Genomic DNA, 18,105 nt, shown 5'->3' with positions numbered 1-18,105 from the left:
GGGGGCGTACAGGACTTACGTTCTCAATGTGCGGTTCAACGGACCGCCCGCAGATGCGAAGCCCCCGGTTGTTCCCCCGTGATCGGGGGCTTCGTTCTGCGCAAAACGGGCTCGCGCCGCCGCTGGACGCCCGCTCTCCCTCACCCTGGGTCACCGCCCCCTTCGCGCCGCCGCATCCTGCCCCGTCGCCCACTCTTGTCCCGTACCGCCCTCTACGGCCTGCGCCGATCCCGCAGGTACCATGCGAGTCCGTGCCACCGTCGGCCAGGGACCGAGGTGTGCGCGGAGACGGTCAACTCCCGCCCGCGGCATGCCGGTTAGGGAGCCGCGGCCGGGCACTCGCCCGGCGCCGCACGGGGGACGTTTTGTGGGGGGACGGGATGGATTTCGGCACTCAGGGTTCGCCCGCCCCGGCCGAGCTCGCCTGGCTGCGCGCGGTCGACGCCTACACCATCGCCGCCTATCCGCAGGCGGAGGAGGAGTTCCGGGCCGCGGTACGGCTCGATCCGACGATGGCCGACGCCTGGCTCGGTCTGCACGCGCTGCGCGCCGACACCTCCATCGCGCTGCTGCGGATGCACCGGCACCGCGACCGCTTCGGCGAGATGCGCGCCCGTCACCGACGCACCCTCAACTCCTGGTACTGGCTGGGCTGGTGGGTCCAGCCGGTGCTGGAGACCGGCCGCGATCTGCTGCTCGCGCACGCCTCGCACTGGCTCGACGGCCGCCATGTCGCCGAGCTGGACCAGGCGCTGGCCGCCTGTCCCCCGGTCGACACCGACCCCCAGGTGCGCTTTCTGCACGCCTGCCGCGCCTATCTCGTCAAGGACTGGGACCAGCTCGTACGGCAGACCGAGCCGCTGCTCGCCGATCCGGTGCTGGGCATCGAGGCGGGGCTGTTCGGGGGGATGGCGCGGGTGCGGCTGGAGATGTACGGGCAGGCCGAGCCGCTGCTGTCCGCCGCGCTGATGCGCTGCCGCAGCGAGCAGCCGCAGCGCAAGGAGCTGCGCTACTGGCTCGCCCGCGCCCATGAGGGCACCGGCCGCAGCGCCGCGGCGCTCCCCCTCTACCGCGCGGTGCACCGGATCGACCCGGCGTTCATGGACACCGCGGCACGGCTGGCCGCCATCGCGGAGGGGGACGGCCTGGACGAGGGCTCCGATCTCGCGACGGTCTCCGCCGCCGGTCTCGGCCAGGGGGCCGGCGGCGATCCGGATCCGCTGGCCCCGCTCGATCCGGTGGACGGCCGTGAGCTGCTGGTGACCGGTGAGGCGGACGGGCCGGACGGCGAGCCGGTCGGCCCGCCCGCCGGGGGCGACGCGGCGGCCCGGGTCAAGGCGACGGCGCCGGTGCCGCGCGGTGCCGAGCGGCTGCCCGCCGGGCCCGCTGATCCGGTGCTGCTGGAGAAGGCGCTGGCGGAGCTGGAGCGGATGGTCGGCATGGAGCCGGTCAAGCGGCAGGTGCGGGCGCTGTCGGCCCAGCTGAGAATGGCGCGGCTGCGGGCGGGCCAGGGGTTGCCGGTGCAGCCGCCGAAACGGCACTTCGTCTTCTCCGGGCCGTCCGGCACCGGCAAGACGACCGTGGCCCGGATATTGGGGCGGGTCTTCTACGCCCTGGGGCTCCTCGGCGGCGACCATCTCGTGGAGGCCCAGCGGTCCGACCTGGTCGGCGAGTTCCTCGGCCAGACCGCGGTGAAGGCCAATGAGCTGATCGACTCGGCGCTGGGCGGGGTGCTCTTCGTCGACGAGGCGTACAGCCTGTCCAACTCCGGCTACAGCAAGGGCGACGCCTACGGCGACGAGGCGCTGCAGGTGCTGCTCAAGCGCGCCGAGGACAATCGCGACCGGCTCGTCGTCATCCTGGCGGGCTACCCGGAGGGCATGGACCGGCTGCTGGCCGCCAATCCGGGGCTGTCCTCCCGTTTCACCAGCCGTGTCGACTTCCCCAGTTACCGGCCGCTGGAGCTGACCGCCATCGGTGAGGTGCTGGCCGCGGAGAACGGCGACCGCTGGGACGAGGAGGCCCGCGACGAGCTGTGCAGCATCAGCGGTCATGTCGTCGAGCAGGGCTGGATCGATGAGCTGGGCAACGGCCGCTTTCTGCGCACCCTGTACGAGAAGAGCTGCGCCTACCGCGATCTGCGGCTCGCCACCTGGCTCGGCACCCCGACCCGCGACGACCTCGCCACCCTCCGGCTGCCGGATCTGATGCAGGCTTACGGCGAGGTCCTCTCCGGCCGCGGCCCGGACCCGCAGGGGAGGCCGGAGTTCTGAGGCGGCGGGGGCGGGGCCGGCTGTCCTGGACACCGCCCGATGCGAGGCCGCCCGATCGACGGCGTCCCGGCCAGGTCAGGCCCGGCCCGGCGCCCGGAGCAGCCGCCCCGCCCGCGCGCCTCAGCCCGCCATCGCCCGGTTCTCCGCCGGCAGCGCGGCCTCCTCGCGGGGCTCGGTGACCCGCTCACGGGCCTCCCGCCGCGCGGTACGGGCCGCCGGTGCCCTGCGGTGGGCCGGGTCGCGGACCTCACCGACCAGCATCTCCAGCACGTCCTCCAGCGCGACCACGCCGAGCACCCGGCCGGTCGCATCGGAGACCGCCGCCAGATGGGAGGCGGCCCGGCGCATCGCCGTCAGCGCGTCGTCCAGCGCCAGCTCGGCGCGCAGCGTGGTCATCGGGTGCCAGACCCGCTGGGGCACAGCCCGGTCCCGTTCCTCCAGGTCCAGGACGTCCTTGACGTGCAGATAGCCCATGTACGCACCGCCGGGGGCGCACACCGGGAAGCGGGAGTAGCCGGTCCGTACGGTCAGCTCCTCCACCTGGCGGGGCGTCACGGTCGGTTCGACGGTGACCAGTGCCGCCCGGTCGAGGAGGACATCCGTGACGGGGCGGCTGCCCAGTTCCAGGATGTCCGAGAGCTGTTCCTGTTCGGCCGGCTCCAGCAGGCCCGCCTGCCCGGCGTCCTCGACGAGGTGGGTCAGCTGCTCGCTGGTGAAGACCGCCTCGACCTCGTCCTTCGGCTCCACCCGGAAGATCCGCAGTACGCCGCGGGCGCAGGCCCCGAGCAGCGCGGTGACCGGGCGGCACAGCCGCGCGAAGGCGACCAGACCGGGGCTGAACCACAGGGCGGTCTTCTCCGGCGCGGCCATCGCCAGGTTCTTGGGGAGCATCTCGCCGATGACGAGGTGGAGGAAGACCACCAGCGCCAGGGCGATGACATAGCCGAGCGGGTGGACCAGGGCGGCCGGGAGGTGCACCGCCTCGAAGAGCGGTTCCAGGAGGCGGGCGACGGTCGGCTCGGCGACCGCACCGAGCGTCAGCGAGCAGACGGTGATGCCGAACTGTGCGGCGGCCATCATCTGCGGGAGGTTCTCCAGCCCGTGCAGCACCTGCCGGGCCCGGGAGGAGCCCTCGGTCGCCAGCGGCTCGATCTGGCTGCGGCGCACCGAGACCAGGGCGAATTCGGCGCCGACGAAGAAGCCGTTGATGAGCACGAGCAGCACCGCGAAGAACAGCTGGACCAGCGTCATCGGGCCACCTCCGCGACCGCCACGACGGGTTCACGGGGTGCCTCGGGTGCGGCGGGCAGCGTGACCGTCGCGGTCCGTACGATCCTTATCCGCTCCGCGCGGTGGTGCGAGACCAGCCGCACCCGCAGCCGCCAGCCGTCGAGTTCCGCGATATCGCCGGGGGCCGGGATCCGGCCGAGTATGTGTGCCACCAGTCCTGCCACCGTCTCGTACGGTCCTTCGGGGGCGTCCAGGCCGATCCGCCGCAGGGTGTCCACCCGGCAGCCGCCGTCGGCGTCCCAGGCGGGGCGGCCCTCCTCGGGCGGGGCCTGGCCCAGCTCGGGCAGGTCCACCCCGTCGTGCTCGTCGCGGACCTCGCCGACCAGCTCTTCGATGATGTCCTCCAGGGTGACCACACCGGCCGTGCCGCCGTATTCGTCGACGACGACCGCGATCGGCTGTTCGCTGCGCAGCCGCTCCAGCAGCGCCTGCACCGGCAGCGTCTCGGGCACCAGCAGCGGCGGTACCGCGATCCGGGCCGCCGGGATGCGCAGCCGCTCGTGCGCCGGGACGGCCAGCGCGTCCTTGAGGTGCACCATGCCGACGATCTCGTCGAGGCGGGTGCGGTAGACGGGGAACCGGGAGAGGCCGGTCGCGCGGGTCAGGTTCACCACGTCCTCGGCGGTCGCGGACGCCTGCAGCGCGCTCACCCGGACGCGCGGCGTCATGACGTTCTCCGCCGTCAGATCGCCCAGCGAGAGGGTGCGGACGAACAGGTCAGCGGTGTCCTGCTCGATGGCGCCCGCGCGGGCGGAGTGCCGGGCGAGCGAGACCAGTTCGCCGGGGGTGCGGGCGGAGGCCAGCTCATCGGTCGGCTCCACGCCCAGCGCGCGCACCAGACGGTTGGCGACGGTGTTCAGCAGGGTGATCACCGGGCGGAAGAAGCGGGAGAAGGCCCGCTGCGGACCGGCCACGACGCGGGCGACGGGCAGCGGCTTGGAGACCGCCCAGTTCTTGGGGACCAGCTCACCGATGACCATCTGGACGCCGGAGGCCAGCAGCATGCCGGTCACCACCGCCGTGCCGGAGACCGCGCCCCGGGGCAGGCCGGTGGCCAGCAGCGGGCCGGACAGCAGCTCGGCCAGCGCGGGCTCGGCGAGCATACCGACCACCAAGGAGGTGATCGTGATGCCCAGTTGGGTGCCGGACAGCTGGAAGGAGAGTTCCCGCAGTGCGGAGACGACGGTGTGGGCGCGGCGGTCGCCGTCGGCCGCGGCGCGCTCGGCGTCCGCCTTCTCGACGGTGACGAGTCCGAACTCGGCGGCGACGAAGAAACCGTTGGCCAGAATCAGGACGAGGGCCGCGGCGAGCAGCAGCAGGGGGCCGGTCATGCCGCCGCCTCCGTGGTGTGCCGGGGTCGGGGAGGGGCGGCGCAGGTACTACAGGACGATCCGTCCATTGCCGGAGGGAGTCACTCCTCGGGTCGGTGTTGGCCCACAGAGGGGCGGGGCGCAGGGTGCGCCCCGGAGAACAGAGTAAACAGCGGGGCCCTGGTTAGGGCAGGCTCATCCGGCCGTGTGGTCGACAGCACCATGCTTCTCGGTGAGGTCGCGCAGCGCACGGGCGTCGCGGATGGCCTGGTCGCGGGCGATGCCCGGCTGGATGCCCATCGCGGGCAGGCTGGTGCCGTCGGCGAGGTCGAGATGGACCCAGGGGTCGCCGACCCGGAGATTGACCCGGACGACCTGGGCCCAGGCCAGTTCGCGCTTGGTGGTGAGGTTGACCACCGTGACGCCCTCCTGGTGCGCGACCACCTTCGGGCGGGCGAGCAGCAGGAGGACGGCCAGCACCAGCAGTCCGGTGAGGACGAAGCTCAGCCGTTCGCCGCCGCTCAGGTTCGGCAGCGCCAGCGCGATCGCCGTGAGGGCGGCGAACTGGGCGAGGCCCACGGAGTACAGGACGACCCGGGTGCGGGTGGGCCGGAAGGTCACCGGGAGGCTGGGCAGGGGCGCGGACACGTCGTCGGTCTTCCGTCGAGGGTGATGCGGTGCGTACGGGTGGGTGGCCGGGGCCGCAGGTCAGAGCCGGCAGGCGTGGATGCCGGTGGTCAGGATCGCGCGGGCGCCGAGGTCGTAGAGCTCGTCCATGATGCGCTGGGCGTCCTGGGACGGGACCATCGAGCGGACCGCGACCCAGCCCTCGTGGTGCAGCGGGGAGACGGTCGGCGACTCCAGCCCCGGGGTGAGGCCGACGGCCTTCTCGACGTGCTCGACGCGGATGTCGTAGTCCATCATCACGTAGCGGCGGGCCACCAGGACGCCCTGCATCCGGCGCAGGAACTGGCGCACCTTGGGGTCGTCGTCCGGCGCGCCGGTGCCCCGGATGACGACGGCCTCGGACTTGAGGATCGGCTCGCCGATGATCTCCAGGCCGGCGTTGCGCAGGGTGGTGCCGGTCTCCACGACATCCGCGATGATCTCGGCGACGCCGAGCTGGATGGCGGTCTCCACGGCGCCGTCGAGGTGGACGACCGAGGCGTCCACGCCGTTGTCGGCGAGGTGCTGCCGGACCAGGCCGGCGAAAGAGGTGGCGATCGTCATGCCGCCGAACTCGCTGACGTCCTTGGCGGTGCCCGGACGGGTGGCGTAGCGGAAGGTCGAGCCGGCGAAGCCGAGCTGGAGGATCTCCTCGGCCGGCGAGCCGGAGTCCAGCAGCAGGTCACGGCCGGTGATGCCGATGTCCAGCTTGCCGGAGCCGACGTAGACCGCGATGTCGCGCGGGCGCAGGAAGAAGAACTCGACCTCGTTCTCCGCGTCGACCAGCACCAGTTCCCTGCGGTCCTTGCGCTGGCGGTAGCCGGCCTCATGGAGCATCGCCGACGCAGGCTCGGACAGTGAACCCTTGTTGGGGACAGCGATGCGCAGCATGAGAGCAAGTTCCTTTGCGGTGAAGGGTGTTGGGGTGCGGTGGGGTGGATCAGAGGTGGGCGTAGACGTCGTCCAGGGAGATTCCCTTGGCGACCATCATGACCTGGAGGTGGTAGAGGAGCTGGGAGATCTCCTCGGCGGCGGCCTCGTCGGACTCGTACTCGGCGGCCATCCACACCTCGGCGGCCTCCTCGACGACCTTCTTGCCGATCGTATGGACACCGGCCTGCACCAGCTCGGCGGTACGGGAGGTGGCGGGGTCGCCGGTGGCGGCCTTCTGCTGGAGCTCGGAGAACAGCTCCTCGAACGTCTTCTTGGACATGATGGTGACCACCCTACGCGGTGAGGTCGCTCCGACGCGCAGCGCCTCGGCTGACGCGACGGGCGGGCTGTCAGCGCCAGGGCTCGGACACGGTCCGCAGCGTCGCGGCGGTGGCGACCGCGGCGGTGACCGCCTCGTGGCCCTTGTCCTCGGTGGATCCTTCCAGGCCCGCGCGGTCCAGCGCCTGCTGCTCGGTGTCGCAGGTCAGCACGCCGAAGCCGACCGGTACGCCGGTGTCCACCGAGACCTGGGTCAGGCCCTGGGTGACGCCCTGGCAGACGTAGTCGAAGTGCGGCGTGCCGCCCTTGATGACCACGCCGAGGGCGACCACCGCGTCGTAGCCGCGGCCGGCCAGGACCTTGGCGACGACCGGCAGCTCGAAGGCGCCGGGCACCCGCAGCAGCGTCGGCTCGTCGATACCGAGCTCGGTGAGGGCACGCAGCGCGCCGTCCACGAGGCCGTCCATCACCTGCTGGTGCCACTGCGCGGCGATGACGGCCACCCGCAGGTCGCCACAGTTCTTCACGGTCAGTTCGGGTGCGCCCTTGCCGCTCACGGTTCTCCTCGTTCGGGTGATGGTGCTGGTGGTGGCTTGATTACCGGCTCGGTGACTACTGCTCGGTGGCTACTGGTTGTCGCAGGTGGTGGCGCGGTCGGGCTCCAGCCAGGGCAGGTCGTGCCCCATCCGGTCCCGCTTGGTGCGCAGATACCGCAGATTGTGCTCCCCGGCCTGGACGGGCATCGGCTCGCGGCCGGAGACCCGCAGGCCGTGCCGCACCAGGGCGGCGGTCTTCTCGGGGTTGTTGGTCATCAGGCGCAGTGAGCGCACGCCGAGGTCCTGGAGCATCTGCGCACCGGCCGCGTAGTCGCGGGAGTCGGCGGGCAGCCCCAGTTCGAGGTTGGCGTCGAGGGTGTCGCGGCCGCGCTCCTGGAGTTCGTAGGCGCGCAGCTTGGACAGCAGGCCGATACCGCGTCCCTCGTGGCCGCGGAGGTAGATCACCACACCGCGTCCGGCCTCGGCGATCTGCCCCAGCGATGCCTCCAGCTGGGGCCCGCAGTCGCAGCGCAGCGAGTGGAAGATATCGCCGGTCAGGCATTCGGAGTGCACCCTGACCAGCACGTCCTCACCGTCGCCCAGCTCCCCGGCGACCAGCGCGATGTGCTCGACGCCGTCGGTGGTGGAGCGGTAGCCGTAGGCGGTGAACTCGCCGTGGGCGGTGGGCAGCCGGGTCTCGGCCTCACGGCGGACGGTGGGCTCGGAGGACTGCCGGTAGGCGATCAGGTCCTCGATGGAGATGATCGACAGTCCGTGCTTACGGGCGAACGGCACCAGCTCGGGCAGCCGCAGCATCGTGCCGTCCTCACCGGCGATCTCCACGATGGCGGCGGCCGGGCGCAGTCCGGCCAGCCGGGCGAGGTCGACACCGGCTTCGGTGTGGCCGTTGCGGACCAGCACCCCGCCGGGCCGGGCGCGCAGCGGGAAGATGTGGCCGGGCCGGACGAAGTCACCGGCGGCCGATTCCCCGGAGGCGAGCAGCCGCAGGGTGGTGGCGCGGTCGGCGGCGGAGATGCCGGTGGTCACACCGTGCGCGGCGGTGGCGTCGACGGAGACGGTGAAGGCGGTCCGCATCGACTCGGTGTTGTGCTCGACCATCTGCGGGAGTTCCAGCCGGTCCAGCTCCGGGCCCTCCATGGGGGCGCAGATCAGGCCGCGGCACTCGCTCATCATGAAGGCGATGATCTCGGGGGTGGCCTTCTCCGCGGCGATGACGAGGTCGCCCTCGTTCTCGCGGTTCTCGTCGTCCACGACGACCACCGGGCGGCCGGCGGCGATATCGGCGATGGCCTGCTCGACGGGGTCGAGTGCCAGGGCCGCGGCCTCCTCCGTGTCGTACCAGCTCTGCAGTGCGGTCATGCCGCTGCTCCTTCCAGGACGGGGCCGGCGGCGCGCGAGCGCAGCCACCAGTCGCGCATGCCCCACACGACGAGGGCGAGATAGACGACGTAGACGAGGCCGGAGAAGGCGAGCCCGCTGCTGAAGGCGAGCGGGACGCCGACCACGTCGACCAGCAGCCAGGCGAACCAGAACTCGACCAGCCCGCGGGCCTGGGCGACCATCGCGGCGAGCGTGCCGACGAAGATGTAGGCGTCCGGCCAGGGGTTCCAGGACAGCTGCGGGATCAGGGTGAAGAGGGTGCCGACGGCCCCGGTGCCCAGGGCGGTGCCGCCGAGCAGCAGTGCGCGCTCGCGCCAGCCGGCGAAGCGTACGGCGATGGAGCCGTCCTGTGCCTGCTTCCGGCCGCGCTGCCACTGCCGCCAGCCCCACAACGCCACGCCGATGACGAGGAGTTGCTTGCCGACGCCGCCGCTGAGGTGGGCGGAGGCGTAGGCGGCGACGAGGATGACGCCGGAGAGGAGCTGGGCGGGCCAGGTCCAGATGGAGCGCCGCCAGCCGAGTGCCAGCGCGGCCAGACCGATGGTGTTGCCGATCATGTCCGACCAGATGACGTGCTGCCCGAAGGCCGTGAAGGCCGTGCCGTTCAGCGTGTCGAGGACGCTCACCGGTCCATCTCCTTGATCTCCGCGAGGTCCTTGATGCCCCCGGTGTCCGCGGAGCCCCGCCCGAGCAGCCGCTCGACGTACTTGGCGAGGACATCGACCTCAAGGTTGACGGGGTCACCGGCCTTCTTGATGCCCAGGGTGGTGAGGGCGAGGGTGGTGGGGATGAGGCTGATGGTGAAGTAGTCGTCCGCGGCGTCGACGACGGTGAGGCTGACCCCGTCGACGGTGATGGAGCCCTTCTCGACGACATAGCGGGACAGCGCGGCCGGCAGCGCGATCTTGACGATCTCCCAGTGCTCACCGGGGGTGCGTTCGAGGATCGTGCCGGTGCCGTCGACATGGCCCTGGACGAGGTGTCCGCCGAGCCGCCCGCCGAGCGCCATCGGGCGCTCCAGGTTGACCCGCGAGCCGGTGGCCAGCGCGCCGAGGCTGGACCGCTTCAGGGTCTCGGCCATCACATCGGCGGTGAATTCCCCGTCGGCGGTGTCCACCACGGTCAGACAGACCCCGTTGACGGCGATCGAGTCGCCGTGCTTGGCGTCCTCGGTGACGACGGGGCCGCGAAGCCGGAACTGGGAAGCGTCACCGAGGTTCTCGACGGCGACGACCTCACCCAGCTCTTCGACAATTCCGGTGAACACGTCAGTTCTCCTCAGGGCGGGCGTGGCGGATGGGAGTGGCGGTGATGCGCAGGTCGGGGCCGAGCCGTTCGGTGTCGGTCACATCGAGCCGCAACGCCTCGGTGATGGTGCTGATTCCGGCGTCCCCGACGGCAGCCGGTCCGGCGCCGAGCAGTACCGGGGCGAGATAGCCGACGACCTTGTCGACGGCCTGGGCGGCGAGGAAGGCACCGGCGAGCGTCGGGCCCCCTTCGAGCAGCACGGAGCGCACCTCGCGCTCGTACAGGGCCTGGAGCAGTGCGGGGAGGTGCAGCCCGCGCCCGTCGTCGGCGCGTGGCAGCCGGATGATCGGGGCGAGTCCTTCGAGATGGCTCGCGTCGGCGTCCTCGGCGACCGCGATGAGGGTCGGCGCGGTGCCGTCCAGGACGCGGGCGCCGGCCTTGACGGCGGTGGCGCCGGAGTCGACGACGACCCGCAGCGGCTGGCTGATCTCGTCGTCGGACAGTCCGGCGATCCGGGCGCCGAGCTGCGGGTCGTCGGCGCGGGCGGTGCCGGAGCCGACGATCACGGCGTCCGCGGCGGCACGCAGCCGGTGCACATCGGCACGCGACTGGGGCGAGGAGATCCAGCGGCTGGTGCCGTCGGCGGCGGCGATCCGGCCGTCGAGGGTGGCGGCGTACTTCCACAGCACGAAGGGGCGGTGGCGCAGCACCGAGGTCAGCCAGGCCTCGTTGCCGGCGGCGGCCTCGTCGGCGAGCAGTCCGCCCTCGACGTCGATCCCGGCCTCGGCCAGGGTGACGGCGCCGCCGGTGGCGGTCGGGTCGGGGTCGGACACGGCGTAGACGACGCGGGCGATCCCGGCCTCGATCAGCGCCTGGGCGCAGGGGCCGGTGCGGCCGGTGTGGTTGCAGGGTTCGAGGGTGACCAGTGCGGTGCCGCCCCGGGCCCGCTCGCCCGCGGCACGCAGGGCATGGACCTCGGCGTGCGGCCCGCCGGCCCGCTGATGCCAGCCCTCGCCCGCCGTACGGCCGGCGGAGTCCAGGACGACACAGCCGACCACGGGGTTGGGGCTGGTGTGCCCGAGCCCGCGCGCGGCGAGCTCAATGGCTCGGCGCATCGCCGCGATCTCGACGGGGGCTGCGGTGGCCACCGGGTCCTCCTGCCTCTCAGGGCACGGACTCCGGGGCTGTCTGGACGACAGAAGCGGAAACGACGCCACGGGAACACCGCGGCCGGAAAATACAACGGACCGTCCGGGAAAATGACCGGACGCGCCGCCGACGGCGGTGTACCGAAGCTCGCCCGCCGCGCACTGCCTCCCATCCGGACTTTCACCGTCGGTGCAGGAATTTCACCTGCTCAACCGGCCGCTGGCTGCGGACGGGTCGCGGACTGTTACCGCCGGTTCGGAATTACACCGACCCCGGAGTGCGCTGCTGCTTTTATGTCAGTACGGCTTCAGTCTGCCACGCCGGGTCATGGCCCATGCGAGCGAAGCCCTGTGGGCTGCCTCACAGCCCCCGGCGCGCCGCCCGTGTCACAGACGGCGCGCATGAGGCGTCATAGCGAGGACGTACCCGATCCTCCACCCCTCAAGGACTGATCCACGATGGCGACAATTCTGGTGACCGGCGGCACGGGCACACTCGGGCGTCCCCTGGTGCACCGGCTGCTCGACGACGGCCATGACGTCCGGTCCCTGAGCCGGCACCCCCACACCGGCCGGGAGCGGCCCCGGCCGCACTCCTACGCCGTCGATCTGCGCGATGGCACGGGGCTGCCCGAGGCGCTGGCGGGCGTGGACGCGATCGTGCACTGCGCCAGCTCACCGACCGGCGGCGACATGGAGGCAGCCGGCCGACTCGTCCAGGCCGCGAAGGCCGCGCGCGTCCCGCACCTGGTCTACATCTCCATCGTCGGGGTGGACCGGGTCCCGCTCCGCTACTACCGCACCAAGCTCGCGGTGGAGCGCCTGATCGAGGACTCCGGCCTCGGCTGGACGGTGCTGCGCACGACGCAGTTCCACGATCTGGTGCTCCAGCTCATCAAGGCGGGCGCCCGCTCACCGGTACTGCCGGTGCCGTCCGGCGTACGGGTGCAGCCGGTCGAGGTACGCGAAGTGGCTGCTCGTCTGGCCGAGTTGGCGTCCGGGCCACCGGCCGGCCGGGTTCCGGACCTGGGCGGCCCCGAGGTCGTCAGCGCCCGGAATCTCGTACGGGCCACGTTGGAGGCGGGGGGACGGCGGCGGTTGCTGGTGCCTGTGTGGCTGCCGGGGAAGAGCGCCGCCGCGCTGCGCCGAGGCGGGAACTTGGCGCCGGAGCGTGCTGAGGGGCGGCGTAGCTATGGGGAGTTTCTGGGGGAGAGGGTGGGTGGGGGTGCGGTGAAGGGGTGAGGGGGCGGTGAGGCCTTCGGCCCGCCCGTTCGTGAGTGTCGACGCCCGGCGCCTGTTCGTGAGTGTTGACGCCCGGCGCCCGTTCGTGAGTGCTGACGCCCGGCGCCCATTCGTGAGTGTTGACGCCCGCCCGTTTGCCTGCCGTCGGGAATACCCTCCGCCCCCGGCACGTTGTGGCCCGCAAGGGGGGTACCCACCCCCTACGGGATCTGTTCCCACCGCCCCCAAGGGTTCCCTCAGGGCCGCCGAGATGTCGCTGGGCCCGCCGCTCCGAACAGCTCGTTCTGCGCGGCGTCCCGTGCGGCGAGCACCGCGCCGCGCAGCACCGCCCGTCCGCCCACCGACCCCGCGCGTACGTCGGTGCGCAGCGGGGAGAGCCGGGCCAGATGCGTGGTGACCCGGTCGGCGAGTTCGGTCCCTCCACCGCAGCCGATCTCGCCGCCGAGCACGACACACCCGGGGTCGAGTACGGCGCACACGGCCGCCACGCCGAGAGCGATCCGTGCCGCCAGCGCGTCGAGGAAGGCGGCACCGGCATCACCGGCGGCCACCGCGGCCCGGACGAGGGATTCGGCGGGCGGCCCCTCGGTGCGGGCCTCGGCGAGGACCGGGGTGAGAGCCCGGGTGACGGCCTCGGCGGAGTCCGGGGCGAGAGCCCGGGTGACGGCCTCGGCGGGGGCCGGGGTAACGGCCTCGTCCGAAGCCCCGTCGACCGCCTCGGTAGCGGCCCCGCCTCCAGACGGCAGCTTGTTCGCCCTCCTCGGCCCGACGGCATCGCCGAACGACAGGCCGTGCTCCGCCCCTAGAGCGCAGATCGCGGCGGACCCGGCCAGGGAGTGGAACCCGCCGTCGCAGCCGCTCGCGGAGGGCAGTGCGCCGGTGCCGGGGACCGGCAGAAAGCCGATCTCGCCGGTGCCGCCCGAGGCGCCGCGCCGCAGCGCGCCGTCCAGGACCACGGCGGCGCCGGTGCCGTGTCCGAGCCAGAGCAGGACGAAAGTGTCGCGATCGCGCGCCGCGCCGTCCCGCTGTTCCGCGATGGCGGCGAGATTGACCTCGTTCTCCAGCAGGACCGGGACGCCCGTCCGTGCGCGCAGCGCGCTCACCAGTCCGACGTGCCAGGACGTGATCCAGTCGGTGCTGTCGAGCCGCCCGGTGGCGGGGTCGACCAGGCCGGGTGCGCCGACGGCGATGGTGTGCGGCGCGGGTGCGCCCGCCGCGGCGAGTGCCTTGTCGACGGCGGCGAGTGCGGTGGCGACGGCCGTATCGGCGGCGCCGTCCGGGTTGATGGGGACGGTGTGCTCGGCGCGCACCCGGCCGAGGAGGTCGGCGACCGCGACGGTGATGCTGTGCGTCCGCAGGTCGAGGCCGACGAGATGGGCCCGGTCGGCGACGATCCCGTAGAGCCGGGCATTGGGGCCGCGCCGCTGTGCGCCGCTCTCGCCGACGACGGCGATCAGTCCGGCCTCCTGGAGACGTTCGACGAGGTCCGCCACGGTCGGCCGGGACAGTCCGGTCAGCGTTTTGAGCTGACCTGCCGTCAAGGGCCCCTCGGACTGGAGGAGTTGCAGCGCCAGGCGGTCGTTGATCTGCCGTGCGGTGGCCGGGGAGGCGGTGCGGCCGGTCGCTGCCGCGCGCGGTGGATGCATGGCCGGATTCTTCCATCCCGTCGAGCCAATTCCCTTATTATCAGGCAGGGTTCCTGATAATTTTCCGCCCATGGCTGGCAACAGCGTCCCCGTCGGCGCCCACCCACTCCCCCACACCGAACTGCGCCGGGCGCGCCGTTCCCTTGCCATGGTGTTCCTCATCCATGGCTCGGTCACCGGCAACTTCGCGACCCGCATCCCCTGGATCCAGGACCACACCGCCCTCTCACCGGGCCAGCTCGGTCTGGCACTCGCCTTCCCGGCGATCGGCGCGTCCCTGGCGATGCCGCTGGCCGGCCGGATCAGCCACCGCCTCGGCGCCCGCACGGCGCTGCGCGGTCTGCTCGCCCTGTGGACCCTGTCGCTGATCCTGCCCGCCCTCTCCCCCGGCCTCTACGCACTGTGCCCGGCGCTGCTGATGTACGGCGCGGCCTCCGGGATGTCGGACGTCGCGATGAACGCGCTGGGCGTGGAGACCGAGGAACGGCTCGGCAAACCGATCATGTCGGGGCTGCACGGCATGTGGAGTGCGGGCGCCCTGCTCGGCTCGGCGGCCGGCACCGTCGCCGCGCACGCCGGATGGGACGCCCGGCTCCATCTGTCCGGCGCCGCCCTCGTATTGAGCCTGCTCGGCGCGCTCGCCTGCCGGGGCGTGCTGGAGCTGCGCAGCGCCCCTGAGGAGCATCCGCCGCCGCGCTTCACGCTGCCGCCGAGGTCGGCGCTGATCATCGGGGCCATCGGGTTCTGCGCGGTGTTCGCGGAGGGCGCCGGTCTGGACTGGTCGGCGGTCTACCTCCGCGACGAGCTGGGCACCGACGCTGGTCTGGCTGCCGCCTCGACCACCGCCTTCGCCTGCATGATGACGGTCGCACGGCTGGCCGGGGACAAGGTGGTGGCCCGATTCGGTGCCGTACGCACAGTGCGGGCCGGCGGGGTGCTGGCGACGGCCGGGGGGCTGCTGATCGTCACGGCGCCGCATCCGGCCATGGCGATGAGCGGGTTCGGCCTGATGGGCCTCGGAATCGCGGTGGTGGTCCCGCTGGCTTTCGCCGCCGCCGGGCGCAGCGGCCCCGCCCCCAGCCAGGCGATCGCGGGCGTCGCCACGATCACCTACACCTCCGGCCTCATCGCACCGTCCGCAATCGGCGGACTCGCCCAAGCGACCTCACTGCCGGTGTCGTTCATGCTGGTCACGGCGTTGGCGTGCGGGCTGGTGGCGGGCGCGCGGGTGCTGCGGGTGCCGAGCCGTACGGCGTCCGGGGGCGCGCCGGCGGTGACGGGGGACCTGGAGAGGTCCTGAGCGCCGGTACCCCGAGAACCGGACGGCAGGTCCGCCCTGAGCACCGGGTGACGACCGGCCCTGGGCACCGGCCACCGACAACTACGGACCCACGGCCTCGGGTGCCACTACCCCGCCGGATCCACCAGCTACCCCAGCTCCGCCAGCCACGGATGACCGGGATGCACGCGCTCCAGCCACCCGCTGAGGGCGTCCCGCCGTGCCCGGCTCAGCAGCGGCAACACGCCCTCGAAATCGGCCTGGTCCTTGGGCCGCGTCGCCCTCGCTTTGAACAGCAGCACCAACTCCGGCACCAGGTAGGGGATCCCGTCCGGCGTCCGCTCGATGATCGTGTCGTACGGCAGCCGCAGATTCCCGTTCCGTCGGCAGATCCAGGTCCCGCCCTCGTGCGGCTCGCGGAAGACGTCCAACAGGAACTGACCGCTTGCCGGATCCCGCAGCCAGGTCTGGTGTGTGGCTGCCAGTGCCTCAGCCCCCGCCGCCGGCCAGACCCGCCCCGAACCCACCGCGTCACACACGTACTCGGGGAAGCGGTCCCGGATCTCCGGGAATCCCGCCGCGGGCACCGCGATCTCCACATCGCCGTGCGGCCGCGATGGCACCCCGCGGAACAAATCCAGCGCCCACCCTGCTGCGATACACCAGGTCGCACTGACCCCGCCCAACCGCTCCGCGACCTGTTCCGGCCGCCAGGCGTCGGCCCACCGGGCCTCCAGTTCGTCCGCATCGAGCACAATGCCGCCTGGCGGCAGGGATTCGGTCATCGTGACAACTTAGTGCCGCAACCCGACCCGAGATCGGCTCCTTTGCCTCTCACCGAAGCGCAACCCATTCCCCAGACTTGCTGGTGTTTCCCAGCGACGAGAAGAACGGACGGTCAGCATGGCGAACAGCAACAGTGCCCTCCTCGTGATGGATGTTCAGGAGGACATCGTGGATATCGTCGGCGCCGACTCCGGATATCTGTCGCGCGTGCGTGGCGCGATCGACGGTGCGCGGGCGGCGGGTATTCCGGTGATCTACGTGGTCATCGCGCTACGGCCGGGCCAACCTGACGTCGGCCCCCGTAATCGGGTGCTCACCTCCGCCGTGCAGGCCGGTCTCTTCGCCGAGGATGCCCCCGGCACCGCGATTCACCGCGAAGTCGCGCCCCGCCAGGGCGACATCGTGGTCACCAAGAGGCGGGCGAGTGCGTTCTCGGGCAGTGATCTCGGGGTGGTGCTCAGGGCTCGCGATATCAACAGCCTTGTTCTCACCGGCATCGCCACCAGTGGCGTGGTGCTGCACACCCTGTGTCAGGCCAACGACCAGGACTTCGGGCTCATTGTCCTGGCGGATGCCTGCCTCGACACCGACCCCGAGGTGCACCGGGTCCTGACCGAGAGGCTGTTCCCGCAGTGGGCCGATGTCATCGGCGTCGAGGACTGGCTCACAGCCATCGCCTCGGAGTAGCCGCGCCCCACCCAAGAAAACGCGTCGAAGGCGGAGTTGATTCCTGAGAAGGTCGTGGGTGTTCCGGATTCACCGCGAAGGGAATACCCGTGCCACGCGCCGTCACCTTGATTCGCTCTGCCTCCCTGTCCGATGTCGCCGAGTACGCCTATGCGGCCACGGCTCCGGCCGAGTCGCGGCTGATCTTTCTCGCCGGTGCCTGTCCGCTGAACGAGGACGGCTCCACCGCGGCGATCGGGGACGTCGCGGGTCAGGCGGCCAAGGCCGTGGAGAACCTGCGGACTGCGCTGGCGGACTCCGGCGCGTCGCTGCACGACGTCATCAGCACCCGCGTACTCGTCGCGTCCGACCGGCAGGAGGACCTGGTGACGGCGTGGGAGGTGGTCCGGGACGCGTTCGGTGACCACGACGTGCCCAGCACGTTGATGGGGGTCACCGTGCTCGGCTACAACGACCAGCTGGTGGAGATCGAATCCGTTGCCGCGGTGCTCGATTCCTGAGCCGTCTGCTCGGCGGGGGTCAGGTCTCCATGGCCGGCAGGGGGCGGGAACAGCTGGAGCGGGCGACGAACGCGAGGCCGTCGTAGTCCTGGGCCGGTATGAGTGGTGCCAGGTGGAAGCGGTAGAGGAACCGGGGCACGACGGAGCCGAAGCTGCGCTGTGTCTGCGGGGCGTGCAGCCATTGGGCGGCTTCGGGTGAGGGGCCGTGGGTGCGCAGGTCGGCGTAGTAGTTGCCGGGGACGGCGTCGGCGAGGCGGGCTTCGAGGGAGCGGATTCCGGTGCCGACGCGGTGCCGGCGTGGCGGACCGTGCAGGTCGTCGCTGCGGCGGGCGAGGAAGGAGCCCTTGCCGAAGAGCAGGGCCAGTGCGTAGTAGCTGTCGCCGTAGCGCGCTCGGAGTCGGCTGCCGAGCGCGGGCACGCCGTCGCCGTATGTGCCCTTCGTGAGGTGTCCGTTGTGTGCCCAGACGATGACGCGCACTTCGGCGTTGTCGTCGACGAGCCGGGTCACGGCGTCGGCCATGTAGCGGTCACGGGCGGCCAGAACGCTGTGCTCCCCGGAGAGCGGGGTGGGCGAGCGAGTCACCAGGTCGGCGGCGCGGGTGAGGATGCGCGCGTGCTCCAGAGCCTCGTCGGCGGTGTCCGCCGTGGTGTGCCGGGCGAACTCCTCGTAGTGGTCGTCCAGGTAGGTGGCGAGTGCCTCGGCGCGGCGCAGGAGGGCCTGATCCGGGCCTGGCATGCTCGGTCAGCCAGCGCGCGATGTCGTCGGGCACGGTGGTGTGTCTCCTTCCCTGTGAGCGAGGCACGGTGACCTATCTCCTCGCTGCGAGCGGGCGATCGGGCAGCGACTCGACACGATGGCACCCGATTTCCGCACCTGATTC

The 18,105-nt window shown here is 72.0% G+C and carries 18 protein-coding genes and 1 riboswitch; of the genes, 5 read left to right on the top strand and 13 right to left on the bottom strand.

What is annotated here, in order from left to right:
- Nucleotides 1–380 precede the first annotated feature (380 nt).
- Entirely contained in the window at nt 381–2,273 is a 1,893-nt protein-coding gene (locus tag STRTU_RS30005; protein ID WP_159748007.1) for an AAA family ATPase, read from the top strand.
- Nucleotides 2,274–2,393: 120 nt separating this feature from the next.
- Here the strand turns inward: STRTU_RS30005 and STRTU_RS30000 are convergent, their stop codons facing one another.
- From STRTU_RS30000 to ribD, 10 genes are all read right to left on the bottom strand, one after another.
- Nucleotides 2,394–3,524: a hemolysin family protein gene (locus STRTU_RS30000; RefSeq protein ID WP_159748005.1), complete on the bottom strand. Its 1,131-nt coding sequence runs from the start codon at nt 3,522–3,524 to the stop codon at nt 2,394–2,396.
- The gene (locus tag STRTU_RS29995) at nt 3,521–4,894 is read right to left on the bottom strand and encodes a hemolysin family protein (protein ID WP_159748002.1); all 1,374 of its coding nucleotides are present in this window, start codon (nt 4,892–4,894) and stop codon (nt 3,521–3,523) included. The genes STRTU_RS30000 and STRTU_RS29995 overlap by 4 nt, the downstream gene beginning before the upstream one ends.
- Nucleotides 4,895–5,068: 174 nt before the next feature.
- Nucleotides 5,069–5,521, bottom strand: coding sequence for a PH domain-containing protein (locus STRTU_RS29990; RefSeq protein WP_159748000.1), 453 nt, complete (start codon nt 5,519–5,521; stop codon nt 5,069–5,071).
- A 60-nt stretch (nt 5,522–5,581) separates the two neighbouring features.
- Nucleotides 5,582–6,430 carry an ATP phosphoribosyltransferase gene (gene hisG, locus STRTU_RS29985; protein WP_159747998.1) on the bottom strand — a complete coding sequence of 283 codons (849 nt, stop codon included), beginning with the start codon at nt 6,428–6,430 and terminating at the stop codon, nt 5,582–5,584.
- 49 nt (nt 6,431–6,479) lie between these two features.
- The gene (locus STRTU_RS29980; RefSeq protein WP_086720687.1) at nt 6,480–6,752 is read right to left on the bottom strand and encodes a phosphoribosyl-ATP diphosphatase; all 273 of its coding nucleotides are present in this window, start codon (nt 6,750–6,752) and stop codon (nt 6,480–6,482) included.
- Between the two features lie 70 nt (nt 6,753–6,822).
- Entirely contained in the window at nt 6,823–7,308 is a 486-nt protein-coding gene (gene ribH, locus STRTU_RS29975) for a 6,7-dimethyl-8-ribityllumazine synthase (RefSeq protein WP_159747996.1), read from the bottom strand.
- A gap of 69 nt (nt 7,309–7,377) precedes the next feature.
- Nucleotides 7,378–8,667 carry a bifunctional 3,4-dihydroxy-2-butanone-4-phosphate synthase/GTP cyclohydrolase II gene (locus tag STRTU_RS29970; RefSeq protein ID WP_159747994.1) on the bottom strand — a complete coding sequence of 430 codons (1,290 nt, stop codon included), beginning with the start codon at nt 8,665–8,667 and terminating at the stop codon, nt 7,378–7,380.
- Nucleotides 8,664–9,314, bottom strand: coding sequence for a nicotinamide mononucleotide transporter family protein (locus STRTU_RS29965; protein WP_159747992.1), 651 nt, complete (start codon nt 9,312–9,314; stop codon nt 8,664–8,666). Before STRTU_RS29965 ends, STRTU_RS29970 begins: the two co-directional genes overlap by 4 nt.
- On the bottom strand, nt 9,311–9,955 hold the full coding sequence (locus STRTU_RS29960; protein ID WP_159747990.1) for a riboflavin synthase: 645 nt from the start codon (nt 9,953–9,955) through the stop codon (nt 9,311–9,313). Before STRTU_RS29960 ends, STRTU_RS29965 begins: the two co-directional genes overlap by 4 nt.
- A gap of 1 nt (nt 9,956) precedes the next feature.
- On the bottom strand, nt 9,957–11,084 hold the full coding sequence (ribD, locus tag STRTU_RS29955) for a bifunctional diaminohydroxyphosphoribosylaminopyrimidine deaminase/5-amino-6-(5-phosphoribosylamino)uracil reductase RibD (RefSeq protein WP_159747988.1): 1,128 nt from the start codon (nt 11,082–11,084) through the stop codon (nt 9,957–9,959).
- A 155-nt stretch (nt 11,085–11,239) separates the two neighbouring features.
- Nucleotides 11,240–11,370: riboswitch (FMN riboswitch) on the bottom strand.
- A gap of 173 nt (nt 11,371–11,543) precedes the next feature.
- On the opposite strand from ribD, the gene STRTU_RS29950 reads away from it, so the two are divergent.
- Nucleotides 11,544–12,326: an SDR family oxidoreductase gene (locus STRTU_RS29950; protein ID WP_159747986.1), complete on the top strand. Its 783-nt coding sequence runs from the start codon at nt 11,544–11,546 to the stop codon at nt 12,324–12,326.
- 236 nt (nt 12,327–12,562) lie between these two features.
- On the opposite strand, the gene STRTU_RS29945 is transcribed toward STRTU_RS29950, so the two are convergent.
- Nucleotides 12,563–13,972 carry an ROK family transcriptional regulator gene (locus STRTU_RS29945; protein ID WP_159747984.1) on the bottom strand — a complete coding sequence of 470 codons (1,410 nt, stop codon included), beginning with the start codon at nt 13,970–13,972 and terminating at the stop codon, nt 12,563–12,565.
- A 70-nt stretch (nt 13,973–14,042) separates the two neighbouring features.
- Between STRTU_RS29945 and STRTU_RS29940 the strand changes: the two genes are divergently transcribed.
- Nucleotides 14,043–15,272, top strand: coding sequence for an MFS transporter (locus tag STRTU_RS29940; protein ID WP_159747982.1), 1,230 nt, complete (start codon nt 14,043–14,045; stop codon nt 15,270–15,272).
- 128 nt (nt 15,273–15,400) lie between these two features.
- Here the strand turns inward: STRTU_RS29940 and STRTU_RS29935 are convergent, their stop codons facing one another.
- Nucleotides 15,401–16,036, bottom strand: coding sequence for a nucleotidyltransferase domain-containing protein (locus STRTU_RS29935; protein WP_159747980.1), 636 nt, complete (start codon nt 16,034–16,036; stop codon nt 15,401–15,403).
- Nucleotides 16,037–16,154: 118 nt separating this feature from the next.
- Between STRTU_RS29935 and STRTU_RS29930 the strand changes: the two genes are divergently transcribed.
- On the top strand, nt 16,155–16,724 hold the full coding sequence (locus tag STRTU_RS29930; protein ID WP_159747978.1) for a cysteine hydrolase family protein: 570 nt from the start codon (nt 16,155–16,157) through the stop codon (nt 16,722–16,724).
- Between the two features lie 89 nt (nt 16,725–16,813).
- Complete coding sequence (locus STRTU_RS29925) at nt 16,814–17,224, top strand: RidA family protein (RefSeq protein ID WP_159747976.1); 411 nt, start codon at nt 16,814–16,816, stop codon at nt 17,222–17,224.
- 19 nt (nt 17,225–17,243) lie between these two features.
- Here the strand turns inward: STRTU_RS29925 and STRTU_RS29920 are convergent, their stop codons facing one another.
- Nucleotides 17,244–17,960, bottom strand: a complete 717-nt coding sequence (locus STRTU_RS29920; RefSeq protein ID WP_159747974.1) for an erythromycin esterase family protein — start codon at nt 17,958–17,960, stop codon at nt 17,244–17,246.
- Between the last annotated feature and the right edge of the window lie 145 nt (nt 17,961–18,105).

Source organism: Streptomyces tubercidicus, from assembly GCF_027497495.1.
GTDB lineage: Bacteria > Actinomycetota > Actinomycetes > Streptomycetales > Streptomycetaceae > Streptomyces > Streptomyces tubercidicus.
The sequence above is the reverse complement of the archived record's forward strand: the minus strand, read 5'-3'. Positions and strand labels throughout refer to the sequence as shown.